Origin of the sequence: Pontibacter coccineus, from assembly GCF_030546575.1 — a bacterium.
GTDB lineage: Bacteria > Bacteroidota > Bacteroidia > Cytophagales > Hymenobacteraceae > Pontibacter > Pontibacter coccineus.
The window spans coordinates 340,411-355,551 of sequence record NZ_JAUOTN010000001.1; the positions used below are offsets into that span (position 1 = coordinate 340,411).

11 protein-coding genes are annotated in these 15,141 nt (G+C 51.0%); 6 read left to right on the top strand and 5 right to left on the bottom strand.

Going from position 1 to position 15,141, the window contains the following annotated elements:
* Positions 1-939, top strand: a complete 939-nt coding sequence (gene hflC, locus Q4E40_RS01555; protein ID WP_303409644.1) for a protease modulator HflC — start codon at positions 1-3, stop codon at positions 937-939.
* A 142-nt stretch (positions 940-1,081) separates the two neighbouring features.
* On the opposite strand, the gene Q4E40_RS01560 is transcribed toward hflC, so the two are convergent.
* Complete coding sequence (locus Q4E40_RS01560) at positions 1,082-1,921, bottom strand: MBL fold metallo-hydrolase (RefSeq protein WP_303409645.1); 840 nt, start codon at positions 1,919-1,921, stop codon at positions 1,082-1,084.
* A gap of 257 nt (positions 1,922-2,178) precedes the next feature.
* Between Q4E40_RS01560 and Q4E40_RS01565 the strand changes: the two genes are divergently transcribed.
* The 5 genes from Q4E40_RS01565 to Q4E40_RS01585 all read left to right on the top strand — a co-directional run bounded on the left by Q4E40_RS01565 (position 2,179) and on the right by Q4E40_RS01585 (position 6,490).
* On the top strand, positions 2,179-3,939 hold the full coding sequence (locus Q4E40_RS01565; protein ID WP_303409646.1) for a M48 family metallopeptidase: 1,761 nt from the start codon (positions 2,179-2,181) through the stop codon (positions 3,937-3,939).
* Positions 3,940-3,999: 60 nt separating this feature from the next.
* Positions 4,000-4,332, top strand: coding sequence for a hypothetical protein (locus tag Q4E40_RS01570; RefSeq protein WP_303409647.1), 333 nt, complete (start codon positions 4,000-4,002; stop codon positions 4,330-4,332).
* A gap of 93 nt (positions 4,333-4,425) precedes the next feature.
* A complete protein-coding gene (locus Q4E40_RS01575; RefSeq protein ID WP_303409648.1) occupies positions 4,426-5,115 on the top strand; it encodes a helix-turn-helix transcriptional regulator in 690 nt (229 codons plus the stop codon).
* Between the two features lie 98 nt (positions 5,116-5,213).
* Entirely contained in the window at positions 5,214-5,711 is a 498-nt protein-coding gene (locus Q4E40_RS01580) for a DinB family protein (RefSeq protein WP_303410147.1), read from the top strand.
* A 143-nt stretch (positions 5,712-5,854) separates the two neighbouring features.
* A complete protein-coding gene (locus tag Q4E40_RS01585; RefSeq protein ID WP_303409649.1) occupies positions 5,855-6,490 on the top strand; it encodes a hypothetical protein in 636 nt (211 codons plus the stop codon).
* A gap of 77 nt (positions 6,491-6,567) precedes the next feature.
* Here the strand turns inward: Q4E40_RS01585 and Q4E40_RS01590 are convergent, their stop codons facing one another.
* The 4 genes from Q4E40_RS01590 to Q4E40_RS01605 form a co-directional block, all read right to left on the bottom strand.
* Positions 6,568-11,535: a DNA repair ATPase gene (locus Q4E40_RS01590; RefSeq protein WP_303409650.1), complete on the bottom strand. Its 4,968-nt coding sequence runs from the start codon at positions 11,533-11,535 to the stop codon at positions 6,568-6,570.
* 257 nt (positions 11,536-11,792) lie between these two features.
* Positions 11,793-12,212 carry a DUF3997 domain-containing protein gene (locus tag Q4E40_RS01595; RefSeq protein WP_303409651.1) on the bottom strand — a complete coding sequence of 140 codons (420 nt, stop codon included), beginning with the start codon at positions 12,210-12,212 and terminating at the stop codon, positions 11,793-11,795.
* A gap of 37 nt (positions 12,213-12,249) precedes the next feature.
* A complete protein-coding gene (locus Q4E40_RS01600; RefSeq protein WP_303409652.1) occupies positions 12,250-12,879 on the bottom strand; it encodes a DMP19 family protein in 630 nt (209 codons plus the stop codon).
* A gap of 125 nt (positions 12,880-13,004) precedes the next feature.
* Positions 13,005-15,140 carry a flotillin family protein gene (locus Q4E40_RS01605; RefSeq protein ID WP_303409653.1) on the bottom strand — a complete coding sequence of 712 codons (2,136 nt, stop codon included), beginning with the start codon at positions 15,138-15,140 and terminating at the stop codon, positions 13,005-13,007.
* Position 15,141: the final 1 nt, after the last annotated feature.

Consider the following 15,141-nt stretch of genomic DNA (forward strand, 5'->3'; position numbering starts at 1 on the left):
GTGAACACCCCCAAGATACTCTCGCTCCTAGCCGCTGTGTTGCTGCTTACCTTGCTTTTCACCAGCGTATTTGTGCTCGACGAAACCAAGCAGGCTATTGTCACCCAGTTTGGTAAGCCCGTAGGCGAACCACGCACCCAGCCGGGTCTTCACTTCAAGATCCCGATTGTGCAGAAGGTGCAGTTCTTCGACAAGCGCTACCTCGAGTGGGACGGCGACGCCAACCAGGTGCCTACCAAAGACAAGAAATTCATCTTCGTGGACTCCTACGCCCGCTGGCAGATCACCGATCCGCTGCAGTTCTTCATCCGTCTGCGCGACGAGCGCTCCGGCCAGTCACGCCTCGACGACATCCTGGACGGTGAAACCCGCAACGCCATTGCCAGCCACGACCTGCTCGATATCGTGCGCTCTACCAACCGCGAGCCGGAAGTATCGGACGAAGTGATGGAGGATTTGGAGAACCTGGAAAAGATAACGTTTGGCCGTGACAAAATTGAGGCGCTGATCCTGAAACGCGCTAACGAACGCACCTCGGACCTGGGTGTGCAGATCCTGGATTTCCGCTTTAAGCGCATGAACTACGTGGATGAGGTGCGTAACCGGGTATACGACCGTATGATCAGTGAGCGTAACCGTATCGCCGACCAGTTCCGCTCCGAAGGCCAGGGTGAGGCCCGCAAGATACAGGGCAACAAAGAGCGTGACTTGGCCCAGATCACTTCTCAGGCCACCCGCGAAGCCGAGGTAATCCGTGGTAAAGCCGACGCGCAGGCAACTTCCATCTATGCCTCCGCCTACAACCGCAACGCCCAGGCCCGCGAGCTCTACGGCTTCCTCCGCTCCATGGAGACGCTTGAAAAATCTTTTGATGACAAGACGAGTGTCATTCTGTCTACTGATTCAGAGTTGTATAAGTATCTGAAGCGGGCGAATTGAGAGGAATTAGAAAGGTAGAAAATCGGAAAAGCCCGATAACGTTAGGTATAGCGTCATCGGGCTTTTTGGCATTGAAAGTTTTGTAGGAAGAGGTCACGCCCCGTCCGAATCGTGCACCGTTTCTTGTAGCTTGTCCTTATAGTTAAAACAAAGACAGTTGCTCCCCAGCCGGTGTGATATCCGCTACTGACAAGGTACGCTCGAAGATATCGCCTTGGCAGCTGATGGTATACACGGGTGTTTCTTCAAATCTTGAAGCAACCACCACTTCCGTACCGTCGGCGCAGGTTTCAAAAAGGTTTTTCGCCAGTTTCGGGCAGTTGTTGTCTTTGGAGAGGTGCGAGAGGAACACATGGCTCATGAAGGCTGGCTTGTGTGCGACAAACAGCTCCAGTGCCTGCTTGTTGGACATGTGGCCGTGGTTGCTGCTGATGCGTCGCTTGAGGTAGTAAGGGTAGTAACTCTGCTCCAGCATGCCCTCGTCGTAGTTCGTTTCCAGAAAAGCGGCGTGGCATTGCTGGAAGTGCCGGATGACATGGTCGCAGGGCGTGCCGATGTCCGTAAACACTCCAATCTTTACGCCATGGCCTTCCACCACAAAACTGTGCGGGTCGGCCGCGTCATGAAACTTCGGAAAACCTGTCACGGATAAACTACCGATCTGCACCGGCTCGTATCCTGTGAAAGACACCACCTCCACCCCACTCAGGTCCATGCGGGAGCGGTACAAGGTACTGGTCGTAATGTAGACCGGCAATTTGTACTTACGCGCCAGCACCGGTATACCTTTGATGTGATCGGAGTGTTCATGCGACACAAAAATAGCCTTCACCTGCTTCATGCTCAGTCCAAGCCGCTGCATGCGCCGCTCGGTTTCGCGGCACGAAATACCGGCATCCACCAGCACAGCTTCCTGGCCGTTGCCGATGTAGTAACAGTTGCCGTTGCTGCCGGAATTTAATGAGGTGATGGCTAATTGCATAGAGGTACAAAGGTCGGGTTTATTCAGGGATTAATCAACTTGCAAAATTCCGAAATTTCCTTAAACTCTGGCTTCACCCCCAATCAACAGCAGCCATTTCCTAAAAGGTTTTCACAAATAATAATTCCCATCAGTCGTTCATCTAGCCGGTTCTAAAACTTTTATATTAAAGTGCAAAAAAGTATAGCGGGCAGGATTGTAAATATAGAATTATACTTATATTTAAGGTCTAATAAAAAACCACACCTACCTTTTTCATGAAACAACTTTACCCTGAAAGTCCCCAGCGTATACCTGCTGGCTTTACACTCCCCTCATCCTCCTACAAAAGCCAGGTGGTATATGTGCTGCTGGCCATGTTGGTCTTTCTGATCCTATACCTGTCCATGGTGGTTGCGGCCGGTTACCTGCTATACCTGGCTATTATGTACCCAATGGAGACGATCAACCGATGGACTATTCTGCTGAAGCTTGGTGCGATCGGCATGGCAGGTATGCTGTTTGGTTTTATGTTGAAGTTTCTCTTCAAAAAACACGATACCAGCAACCCGCTGAACGTCGAGATAACAGAGGATGAACATCCGCAGCTCTTCGCTTTCATTCGCCAGCTCTGCGCCGAAACCAATGCCCCTCTCCCACACAAGGTGTTTGTCAACCACAAGATCAATGCCTGCGTGTTTTACAACAGCACCATCCTCAGCCTCTTCCTGCCTGTGAAAAAAAATCTACTGATCGGTCTGGGACTGGTCAACTCGATCAATCTGACAGAATTCAAAGCAGTGCTGGCACATGAATTCGGGCATTTTTCACAAAGCAGCATGAAACTGGGCAGCTATGTGTACATGGCCAACAGCATCATCCAGAGCATTGTGTATGAGCGGGACAAGTGGGATGAGCTGCTGGAAAAATGGAAAGGCTCCAACATCCAGCTGGCCATATTTGGCTGGTTGCTGATGCCGGTGGTTTGGCTTATCCGCAAGTTCATGGCCCTGATTTACCAGGCCATCAACCTGGTACACTCCTCGCTATCGCGCCAGATGGAATACAATGCTGACCGTGTGGCCGTGAGCGTGACTGGTAGCGATGCCATCGTGAATGCGCTCTACCGACTGGGGCCTGCCAGCCAGGCTTTTGAACATTCAAACAATTACCTTTCTACTGCCATCGATAACAGGATCTACACCACCAACCTATTCTATCACCAGCGCAAAGCCGTTGAGTACCTGAGCCAGACACGCGAAAGCTTCAAGCAGTCGCTTTTAGACAACCTGCCCCAGCAGCCTGCAGGTGCACGATTTATCTTCTCCGACGAAGACGGACACTTAGCCGAGATGTATTCCAGCCACCCCTCCAATTACAAAAGAGAGCAGAGCGCCAAGGCCACCTATATTACAGGTATAGAAGACGAGCGCTCGCCCTGGCTGCTTTTCAACGAGCCGGAAAAGCTGGCGGAAACCGTTACGCAAAACCTGCTTCGTATCAACCTGCAACTGCACCCGAACATTGAGTTTACCCCGGCCGAAGAGGTGCAGGCTTTTGTGGAAGCAGAGCAGCAGGAAACTACTTTCAAAGCACACTACCTGGGCGTATACGACAACCGCCTGCTTACCGAACTGGACCTCTCTGAGCCAGAGGCGCTGGTCTCAAAAGCAGGTATATCGTCCGATTTATTGCCCGAGGCTCTAAGTTCGCTTTACGGAACAGGCTTGCAGCAGAAGATGGAGGAACTAGGTGGCCGGTATAAGGACATCCAGACCCTGACGCTGATCCTCCAGAAGCAGGACAAGCGCAAAACCTATACCCTGAGCAACGGCTTCACTTATGAACCGCAGGAGGCTCAGGCACTGCTGGAGCAAAGGCTGCAGCAGTTCCCGGCTGACGAGGCTTGGTACCAGCAGTTCGACACCAAAGTATTTGCCGCGCATTACCTGCTGACAGCAACACAGCCTGCGCAAAGAGCGGAATTGCTGCAGCGCTATACCTTCCTGGTGGCCTGGGTGAAACAGTACAGCGCCTAGCAGCAGGAGCAACAAAATCTGCAGAACGCCATCGATGCGGCCATCCGCAAAGGAAGTCATATGACAGAAAAGGAGGCCAAGGGCTTTGCAGCAGAATTCCGGCAACACCGCAATACGTTTGATACAATTCTGATAGAGACCGACACCCTCAGATTCCCGGCGCTGCAGAACATGGATACGGATCAGTCAGTACGCCATTACCTGTTGCCAGAAGAGCTGATCTGGATGTCGGCTGACACGCTGCATGGAGAAGAACTGAACACGCTGATCAACCAGACTGTGACTGTTGCCGAGCGTATGCAACGGGTATACAGGAAGTGTCTCGGCAGTTTGCTGAGTCTGCAGGAGCAGTTGGTGGCTTCCACTTCTACAATTGAAAAAGAATTGGTATAGCCAGAAGATATGTTTTCGTATACTTGGAAGATGATGATGTAAAAGGAACAATGACACTCCCTGATTTTGCATCCTTCACCTCCATTTAGAATTATGAACAGAATTGACCGGCTCTTTGGTATCCTGACGCTGCTGCAGTCGAAGAAGTATGTGACGGCAGAGCAGATTGCCGAGCGGTTCGGGATCAGTGTCCGCACCGTGTACCGCGATGTGAAGGCGCTGGGCGAGCAAGGCGTGCCGGTGAGCTTCGAGCAGCACAAGGGCTACTTTATCGTGCAGGGCTATTTTCTGCCACCGGTTTCCTTCAGTTCCGAGGAGGCCAGTGCGCTGCTCCTGATGGAGGCCATGGTCTACGGGTTTGCCGACAGGTCGATCCAGGAGCATTATTCCAGTGCCCTGACCAAGGTCAAGAACGTGCTGAAGGCCTCGCAGAAGGAAAAGCTCGAAGCGCTGACCAACAATATCCGGCTACAAATCCCGGCCTGCTTCCAACTCAACTCCGATTACCTGGCCGCCCTGCAGCATGCCATTGCCGCAAAGGTGATGGTGGAACTGGCCTACAAGAACAACAAAGAGGAAGTAAGCGCCCGGTTGGTAGAGCCGATCGGGCTGGTGTTCTACGCGATGAATTGGCATCTGATCGCCTGGTGCCACCTGCGGCACGAGTACCGCGACTTCCGGGTGTCGCGCATCCTGAAGATCAGAAGTACCGAACAGCCTTTTGAGAAGAAAGACCATATCGTGCTGGGCGATTACATGAAGCTGCTGCCGGTCGATTACTAAAAATATTTTCAGCTTCGAAAGTACACTGCCATAGGGTTGTCAGTGGGGCATGGTTTCTTTGTCCTAAACTAAAAGATAAAACTATGACCGTAACCACCATGACCCTAATTGAACTGTTCTCGAAAGAACTGGAACAGGAAGCTCAAACTACCCGCAAAATGCTCGAGCGCGTGCCCGCAGACAAGTACGACTGGCAGCCTCACCCCAAAAGTATGAGCATGATCCGGTTGGCAACACACGTAGCCGAACTGCCTGCCTGGATTAAAATGGCCCTGACGACCGACGAACTGGATTTTGCCCAAAACCCTTACCAACCCGTGAAAATAGCCAACACAGAAGAACTGGTGGCCTATTTCGAAAAATCACAGGCCGAAGGAAAAGCTGCCCTGGCCGAAGCCCAGGAAGAGCAACTGGACCAACCGTGGACCCTCCGGGAAGGCGACCAGATCTACAGCACATCTTCCAAAGCCGACGTCATCCGCATGTCTATTTCGCAGATCATCCACCACCGCGCACAGTTGGGCGTGTACCTCCGTCTGCTCGACATTCCCATACCGGGTAGCTACGGCCCGAGCGCCGATGAAATGGGTTTTTAAAGCATGACTTATAGTATTAGGAAGGCTGGTTCTGTAGCAAGGCCAGCCTTTTGTTTTTTGCTTCATGTATACTTTCAATAATATATAAAATCCAGTATATTCGACTAAATGCTTTCCCAGATTTTTGACGCTTGATTTGCTTGATGATGCAAACTCTACAGAGGCCCCGAATTAAACTTGTACCTGCTAAATGGATCTTTATCAGTGCCCTGCTGATCATGACCGGCACGATCCTCACAGTTTACCTGACAGGATTTAACTCCAGCAGAAGTCTGGTAGAAAATGCGGCCATTTCACTTTCTATACTATCTACTATATGCTTTGGCTTCCTGACTGCAAGCCTGTACTATGGCTTAAAACTGAAGGATGATGTAGGAGACCTGACCAGGAAAGTAAAGTGGTTGAGTAATTCGGCGACGGAGGCCGTAGCGGATGTACCTGATGTGGCTGGCAAATCAGGAGGCAAAGGAAGTATTTTGCCTGACTTAGATATTGGTGATGGTGCAGATGAAATTGCCGCCGCAGTCTTTGCCTGGATAGCAGTAACTATTGCATTCATTGCCTTCCTTTTCCTATTCGAAACAGTTATCTGGGCCTTTGTTCTGTTGATAGCCGCTATGCTGTACTGGGTTTTCTTCAGAGCCGTACGACTGGTGCTGAAGAACAGCCCCAAATGCAGAGGCAATTTCTCTAAAGCTGCCTTATATGGCCTTGGTTATACCTTGCTCTACTCCTCCTGGATGTATGCTATCTTGCTTTGTGTTAAATACCTGAAGTAAGCATAGACCTGAAAATTACTGAAGTGACAGTCCCTGCAGGTTTATACCTGCAGGGACTTTTTTGTAAATGCTATACCTTACAGCTCCTCCGCCGCTTCCAGTCTGCTCGGCTTAAACTGACTCAGCACCTCTTTTATACCTGCCAGTCCGCCGGAGATGTTCTCCATTTCAGACAGCACCTGCCCGACCTGGTTGTTGCCGCCGAAGCCTTTGAGCTTGTTGTTGCGGACGAAGGTGGCCTTGATATCCTCCCAGCGTCGTGCTTCTGTTTCGGTCATGATGCCGATCTGCTGCTTGAACTTGAGCATGTTGGCCTCGGCCCCGGAAGTGAGTGTCTGCGACTCGGCCTCGTAGTGCGACAAAATCAGCGTCTGCAGCTCCTGGTCGTTCATGATCGGCATCACCTTTTCGGCCAGCTTGTTCATGTTGCGGTAAGAGCCCTGCAGCTTAAAAGCCGGCTCGGTGCGGTACTCGTCTGCCTGCGCGGCCGAACGGATGTACTCCAGGTTCACCTTCAGAATTACGTCCTGAATCTTGAGCAATTTCTTCAGCACCAGCACATACTCGTTCAGCTCGGCTGCCGAGTGGTTGCCTTCGAACTCCAACCCTTCGCTGTTGTCGGTTTCGGCGAGTTGTAACAAGGTATAAATGTCTTTCTGACTCTTCGCCGCCAGCTTCGCCAGCACCGTGTTGGAGGTAAGGGAATTTTCAATATAGCTCAGCTTGAACACATCTTCCGTATCGCCGATGATGTCGCCCAGGTTGTAGATATCAGCGCGGTTGGCGAGCATGTCAGGTATGCGGAACTTCTCGCCTGTTTCGGTATAAGGGTTGCCGGCCATCACCACACAGACCTTCTTGCCCCGGAAGTCATAGGTTTTGCTGCGTCCTTTGTACACGCCCTCGATCTTGCGCTGCGCGTCGCAAAGCGAGATGAACTTCTGCAGGAACTCCGGGTTACAGTGCTGAATGTCATCGAGGTAGATCATCACGTTGTCGCCCATCTCAAAAGACAGATTCAGCTTCTCCAGCTCTTCGCGGGCAGCGGCATTAGGAGCCTCTTTCGGGTCCAGCGCCGTCACCTGGTGGCCAATGGCCGGGCCGTTGATCTTCATGAAGATAATGCCCAACCGGTTGGCAATGTACTCCATGATGGTCGTCTTGCCATAACCCGGCGGCGAAAGCAGGAGTAGCATGCCCATCAGGTCGGTACGCTTGCTCTCCCCTGCCGAACCGATCTGCTTAGCCAGGTTCGCCCCGATCAGCGGCAGGTATACCTGGTCGATCAGTTTGTTGCGCACAAACGAAGACAGCACCCGTGGTTTGAACTCACTCAGACGGAGCGCCTGCTCGGCCTGCTGCGTCATGTTCTTTTTGAGCTCCGTGAAAGCTGTAAAAGCGGTCGCTGTGCCGGAGGTATAAGCACGCAGCCGGTGTAGGAAATGGTGGTAGTTCAACTGATAGCTTTGGCCCTGCACCTGCTGGTGCGCGCCCTGCATCCCTTGCAGATTCTCCTTCAGGACCGTGTGCACCACGTGCAGCGGATTATGACTATTGGTAAGCAACAGCGTCGCCACTTCAGCTACATACTCGGCTTTATCGTGCTGACCAGCCTGCGCGATGTAGGCTTTCAGCCAATGCTGAATCAGTTCGAACTGATGAACCACATTTTCCTGCAGTGCTTTTACCGATTCCTCAAAGGTATGGAGCACCTTTCGCTCTGTCAGGAAATGCCTGAAACCGTCATAGAGCACATCTGCCTGGCTATCGATGACGAAGTGGTTGCCACGGGTGAGTTCGTAGAACAGATAGGCACCTGCCTCCGCTGCATTGGCCTCTTGGCATAGCCCCGTCTCCTGCTGGAAGGTATGGAGCTCCTGCTGCAGATCGGCTTTTACGTCGTCAAACTCGTGCGTATCGGGGAACACCTGCAGGATGGTGCTTATCCCTTTGAGCTGGTGGTTGAGTGTTTTCTTTTTCGCTTCCGGCACAAATACTTGCCAGTACAGCTGCGCACAGGCCCTGTCAATGGAGGTATAGCGGAGCAAATCGGCTGTCTTGATCAGGCGAATCAGGGCGCTCAAAATCAATGCTGCGTCATGATCGTGCACGCCTTTCATGTAGCCTTCGTTGAAGCGCACGGCCATGAATTTGTTCACGTACTCGGTCAGCTCCGTTGCGGTGAGTTTGTGCAATTCGTCGACGGTCAGGAGTTTGAGGTTGTTCTCTGATTGCTGGCTTGCTATAGCTGCGTCTTGTGCAGCCTCCAATATTTTAAAGGCCAGGTATTCTGCACGGTATACCTGGTTGTTCTCCGATACCAGCGACTGCTCCCACACCGGGCGGTAGCTTAGGAAAGATTCATCCGTGATCTTCTCGAAGAAGTTAGTACCGGTCAGGTGGTAGTACATGGCGTCGTCGCGGTGCACTACGCTTAGCTCCAATGGCTGGGTGTTGACCGTGAACTGGTGCTTACCGAATTTGAGGATGTTGGCGCCTTCCACAAACAGCTCCTGCTTGTCCTTGAGCTGGCGCACGGCATCTTCCTTCAGCGTTTTGAGACGGCTCTGAATGGTGTCGGCTTTTACCGTGTCACCGATCCTGAGCAACTCCTCCACCGTGCTCCGTACCTTTTCGATCATCAGGTCGGAGGCGAAGTAGCCGTTGATCTCATTCACAGAGGTCAGTTTGCCGGCACGGTTCTGCACGGCTTTCAGGATACGATCGGCTGCCTGTTGCAGACTGTTGGCGCGCTTGTTCTGTGCCTCCTGCAGCTGTACCTTCTTCGATTCGAAGGCGCTGTAGATCTCTTCCCGCTTGACGGTGAGCTGCTCAATAAACTCGTCGAAATCCGGGAAGCGGCCTTCCAGTTCTTCCAACTGCACCATCAACTTGGCCAGGTACTCTTCGCACTTCTGGGGCGAGTCCGACACGTCGAGGTAATTCACCACACTCTGGCTGATCAGCTTGATCTGGGAGTTGAACTCGGCCTTCCCTTCCTGACTCAACAGCTCTTTACGCTTGCGGCGCAGGGTGGCTTTGGTCTGGTTGAAAGTGGCGTAAATAGCCGAAATGGTATCGATGATGCGGGTAGTCTGGGTAGCGTCTTCTATCTTGAGGTTACTCACCACATCGATCAGCATTTCCAGCTCCGCCGAAACCGCTGTGATTTCCTTGTCGGTCGCATCGGCCTCAACTACTTTTGCTATACCTTCGATGGCCGTGTTTATCTCCTTTACCTTTTTCTCGTAAGGTGCGAGTGCATTGGGCTGCAGTAAAAACTCAACGGCTCCGTTGGCTGTCTCCTGGGCAAAAGTCTGCAGCAGCGCTTCATATTTTTCAATGGTTGGCAGGTCGGTATACCGCAATTCTTTGAGCGAGATCACCTCCCCACGTATACCGCGCAGGTGGGACAGGTATAGCACGTAGTCGTTGATGCTCTCTGCCTTCTTGTGCTTCAGCGTCTGGATCAGCGCGTCGGCCTGCCCCAGCACCTGGCTGATCTGCGCCTGCGTGTTCTTCTTGATGCTGAGCACTTTTTCGTACTCCTCTACCGCCGCGGTAGCCGTTTGCCGGATAGCCGAAATAGGGGCTGCCAGGTTGTACGTTTCGGCACGGTTCAGCCAGTGGTAGGCATCCAGTACATCTGTCGTTTTCTTGATCAGATCCAGGTATAGGTTGGCATAGGAATCATCCTTGTGCAGGAGCGACAGCACTTCGTTGCTCTCGGCCATGGCCCGCACAATGTCCTTGTTGCCAATCTTGTAGAGGTAGGACTCCTGCGTAACAGGTATAACAAAGTTTGGCCCGATGTAGGGCGTCTGCCAGATCTGGATGGCGTGGTGCTTCTGCGCCTCTTCGTCCGCCCGGAAATAGCACAGTTCGCCGTTTTCGTAGATGGCGTAGCCGTGGCAGACAATGGGCACTTCGATCTGCTGCGTGATCAGGTTGTAGGACAGCAACAGGTATACGCTGGACTCTTTGTTGTAGAACACATACAGGAAATCCTCGCCGTTCGGGGAGGCGATGCGCTTCTCAAAGAGCATGTCCTGCAGGTTGTTGTCGAATTGCTTGGACTCGCCTGTCTGCAGGTAATAGCCATAGGCATAGATGATGCCCTGTCCGTCCGGCAACAGCACGCAGCTGTGCTCCAGCGCATCGATGCGGCGGGCCTCCTGCAGCTTGATGTTGTAAACGAAGTAACGGTAATTGTTTTCCCGGTAGGGTCGTATTTTGAGGAGAATAATATTGCCCAGGACGGCGTAGTAGATCTCCGAATCGTCCAGTGTCTGGTCCTTGTCTTCGACTTCCTCCGAATAAATGCCCCGGCCGGAATCGGTGTTGTCTTCTACCTTGATGGTGAGGTCGCCGCCCACCGTTTCCACGAACACTTTGTCCTCGATGGACACATGCGGGTGCTTGCCTTTGCGCTGCGCCTCGCGGGTAGTACGCTTCCAGCTGAAATCATGCTGGTTGGGGAACACGTACTCATGGTCGCTGCGATTGTCGACGTAGGTGATCGTATCGCCTTTGAGCAACCACTTAAAGGTCTTGATATCGTTCAGGCCCTTGCCCACCCGGAACACCATATAGAGGTAGTTGCCGATGTGCGCAAACTTAACGAACTGGGTATTCTTGTAGTATTTGTAGAGCTTCTGAAAATCGTCCTGAAAGGTCTTGTCCTGCAGCATGTCGAGCGACTGCTGGTGGAAGCTGTGCCCCTCGTAGATATAGACGCCAAACACATCCGTCAGCTCCACCTCCGACTTCAGCCCAAGGTATACGTTGTAGCCAAACAGCAAGGTATAGCCCACCGGCACCATGTCCCAGGGCACACAGTTGTTCTCGGTCGTAATGCGCTCGGTCGTGATCAGCTGCGTCTCAATGGCTCCGAACACACTCTTCCGTTCCTGGTTCAGCTGCTCGAGCTGCGCACGCAGCTCGGCTCCGCTTTTCTGTAGACGGTTGCGTAGAATTTCATAAGTGCCTCCCTCCAACTGCACGTTTTCGGCAGTTGCGGTAGTGGCGGTATTGGTATCTTCCATGTGGGTGGAGGATTAAGAATTTAAGATTGGATAAAAGTCCGTGTGCTTGTGTATACACTTGGCAAAGTATAACTATGCTAAATCAGCGCCTATCTCGCAACCGTAATTTTACTTCGTAATAGATTATTCTAATATATTTAAGCTTAAACCTCCACAAAAAGACTGCTTTATGGAGGTCATTAACTTTTCCTTTGCTCTAATTGATCATTTAGTACAGCCTCTAATATCTTGCTATAAGTTTCCTTAGGCCGAGATCATTAAAGTTTTAGGTCTATCCCTAATTCCCCCCGTTTTTCTAGAAACTTTTCCTTTGTGAATGGGCCATACCTCTTATCCTGTTTTTTATCAATTATCCAGAATTGCCGAAAGGTACTTTGTTCGAAAATTTTATCTTCTTCAGGTAAAGTGATATTAAGTTTACGATATGTATCTCTTAAAATTACATGCCTCGGCTTTTGCTCAGCGACTATGAAAGTCGAATCAAAATTATACCCTGTAACATGTCCTTCAACAGCATAGACATTTTCATCAGGCCCAAAAATGGCATCATCGCGACTTATGACAGGGTCATAATCAAACCTATATCCATTGCCCAAATCCACAGCACTGCCTTGCGAACAAGAGTATATTAAGAGCATCGTAAATACTCCAATAGCGAGAATAACTTTGTTTTTCATGCTTTGGTTTTAAGCTAACGAGCTGGCAATAACAGTACTACTTCGTGATGAATTGATCAATATTCTCCCTAATATATCTCACCTTTAAATTCGTTAAAGATTCTGATTCTCCTAGTTTATAAAATTTATCATCTAGGTCATTAAGAGGGTTTTCTTTATAGGATGCGCTAAAACTCTCCAGTGTGCCGTCATCAAATTTTTCAAGGTCTTTTTCAATGGAGGCATATACTGTATTTGCTTCTTTCATCAGTTCAGCGAATTTTACTGCCCCAACAGTTTCAAACCCATCAACAGCCATATTTGCGTACTGTCCGCTTGAATTGAAGTAGAATTGGTTGAAACCCCCATTATTTACTTCCGCCTCGACCATCCAAGTAGAGAAAATTGCCTGTTGGCCTTTTGTTAATTTCTGGACTTTCTCGAGTTCATTTTCATAGTCGTCACCAATAATTGCATAAATATTATCAAAAACTGTTTGCTCTAAATCATGATCCGGTACGGATTTTAATATATCCTCTGTCAGTTCCTTATATATAGTCCTATTTATAAATGCTTCAATAGAAGCATCTATAGCTTCCACATCTGATTTTTTGCGCTCTTGTCCGTTGCAACCTAATAGAGATGTTAATCCTAACACTAAGAGTGTCACTGAAAATATTTTCTTCATCTATTATTTTAAATCATACCATTTGCTCAAAATTCAAATTGATTTCATAGCTAGATTCTGTCCTAATGGCCTGAGCGAGTATAAAAACCCCTCTCCTGCTTTCAGAAGAGGGGTTTAGGGTGAGGTTAGTTCAAGGAAACATAAGGCTTGTCCGCTATACCCATGGCCGTAGCCGCAGAAGTCAGCTGCTTCAGGGTATTCAGCGTGCCTTCGTCGGCGCTGCTTTGCATCATCTTCAGCAGGATGGCCGAAACGCTCAGGTTGCGCACGTCGTCGGAGGTCATGCCGAACTGGTTGATGAACTGCTGCAGGTTTTCTCTGAAGTCCACGTGGCCGCTGCCGTTTGCGTGGAAGAAGGTGTCCTTCACCGTGTTCAGCACTTCGCTGTTGCTTACCAGGCGGTCTACCTGCTTTCCTTTAGTGATAGAGCCCACGATCTGGTCGAAGAACATGGTCTCGCCACCCACGATGTCGATCTTCGCTGACTTCAGGGCCTCGGAGATCACTTCAGCCTGCGAGGCAGCAATGTCTTTCTGAATATTGATCTGGGCCAGTTCGATGGCCTTGTCTTTCTCCAGGCGCAGCTTGAACTCTTCGTGCTCTTTGCCCACGCCATCGAGTTTGCGCATGGCATCGGCTTTCTCCTCTATACCTTTGGCATCCACGGTGAACTTCTCTCCGATCACACGGGCCTCTGCCAGACCGCGTTTCTCTTCGGCTGCGGCCAGATTTTCTACCACGGTGGCATTGGCTATACCTTGCTCTTTGGTCACTTTGGCGGTTACCATACCCAGTTTCTCGTCGGCTTCGGCTTGCGCGTTGGCTTTGGCTTTGATCACCAGCGCCTCCGCTTCTCCTTCCTTCTGACGGGCATGGGCTTTGGCTTCCATCACCTGTGCTTCTGACAATCCGATGGCTGCTGCCTGTGCTGCCTCGGCTTCGGCCATGGTCTTGATGGCCTGTGCCCGGTTGTTCGAAGACACCTGCTCTGCCTCGGCATCGATCAGCATCTGCTTGGCACGGAATTCCGCTGCCTGACGGGCTGCTTCGGCACTCTTGATCTCTTTCACTAGTGATTCTTCCGCTTCCTTCTCAGCGTTCTTTATCGCTACTGCTTTCACACGATCTGCTTCAGCAAATGCCTTGGTGTCCTTGATCTTTTCTTCTTCCTCCACTACGGCTTTCTCCACGGTCACGCGCTCGCGGATGATGCCCTGGATGTTCTTGCGCTCTTCTTCGATGGCTTTTTCCTTCTCGATCTGCGCCAGTGCCACGATGCGTTCTTTCTCGTTCGCCTCCAGCAATCTCGCCTGCTCTACGCGTTCTGTTTCAATGGCATCCGTACGCTCTTTGCTGCGCTCAGCTACTAAAATCTGGCGGTCACGGTTCTGCTCGGCAATCTTCACTTCTTCGTCCGTGGCAATGCGGGCTTTCTCTGCTTTCAGGCGCTCTTCGTGGCGCACTTTTTCCATCTCGGCAAACTCACGCGACTTAATGTTGGCAATCTCACGCTTCTGCTTTTCTTCGTTTTCAGCCAGTTGTTTTTCGAGCTCCAGGATCGTTTCCTGCGCCTCCACGTCCTGCTTCTTAATCGTCTTCTGCTTCTCGCGCTCGATCAGGTTGGCCTGTACTTTCTGCCTGGCCGTCAGGTCGATGATCTTCTTGATACCCTCGGCGTCGAGGATGTTGTTTTCGTTCAGGTGGGTCAGGGGCGTTTGCTCCAGGTAGTCGATCGCGCAGTCGTCCAGCACATAGCCGTTCAGGTCAGTACCAATCGTCTGCAGAATCTGGCGCTTGAAATCGTCGCGGCTCTGGTAGAGGTCCACAAAATCAAAGTGCTTGCCCACCGTCTTCAAGGCTTCGGAGAACTTGGCGTCAAACAGGCTTTCCAGCGCCGAGTGGTCAGAGGCACGCTTACAGCCGATGGACTGCGCCACCTGGATCACGTCTTCCGGCGTTTTGTTCACGCGCAAAAAGAAGTTCACTTTGATGTCGGCGCGCAGGTTGTCTTTACAGATCAACCCTTCGGAACCTGTTCTGGAGATCACGATCGTTTTGAGCGTAATGTCCATCACCTCTAGTTTATGGATAACGGGCACCACAAAAATGCCCGAGAACGACACTTTCGTATCGCCCAGGCCGGTGCGCACCATGGCCTCGCCCTGGATGGCTTTCTGATACATTTTGATGACGATGGCGATAAAGCCGATCGCGAATACCGCCAGTATAATGACGATAGACAAGGATAAAGATTCTAGCATG

Coding starts and splice junctions, on each gene's coding strand:
- Q4E40_RS01560 (WP_303409645.1), bottom strand. CDS start 1,921: ATGCAATTAGCCATCACCTCATTAAATTCCGGCAGCAACGGCAACTGT.
- Q4E40_RS01565 (WP_303409646.1), top strand. CDS start 2,179: ATGAAACAACTTTACCCTGAAAGTCCCCAGCGTATACCTGCTGGCTTT.
- Q4E40_RS01570 (WP_303409647.1), top strand. CDS start 4,000: ATGACAGAAAAGGAGGCCAAGGGCTTTGCAGCAGAATTCCGGCAACAC.
- Q4E40_RS01575 (WP_303409648.1), top strand. CDS start 4,426: ATGAACAGAATTGACCGGCTCTTTGGTATCCTGACGCTGCTGCAGTCG.
- Q4E40_RS01580 (WP_303410147.1), top strand. CDS start 5,214: ATGACCCTAATTGAACTGTTCTCGAAAGAACTGGAACAGGAAGCTCAA.
- Q4E40_RS01585 (WP_303409649.1), top strand. CDS start 5,855: ATGATGCAAACTCTACAGAGGCCCCGAATTAAACTTGTACCTGCTAAA.
- Q4E40_RS01590 (WP_303409650.1), bottom strand. CDS start 11,535: ATGGAAGATACCAATACCGCCACTACCGCAACTGCCGAAAACGTGCAG.
- Q4E40_RS01595 (WP_303409651.1), bottom strand. CDS start 12,212: ATGAAAAACAAAGTTATTCTCGCTATTGGAGTATTTACGATGCTCTTA.
- Q4E40_RS01600 (WP_303409652.1), bottom strand. CDS start 12,879: ATGAAGAAAATATTTTCAGTGACACTCTTAGTGTTAGGATTAACATCT.
- Q4E40_RS01605 (WP_303409653.1), bottom strand. CDS start 15,140: ATGCTAGAATCTTTATCCTTGTCTATCGTCATTATACTGGCGGTATTC.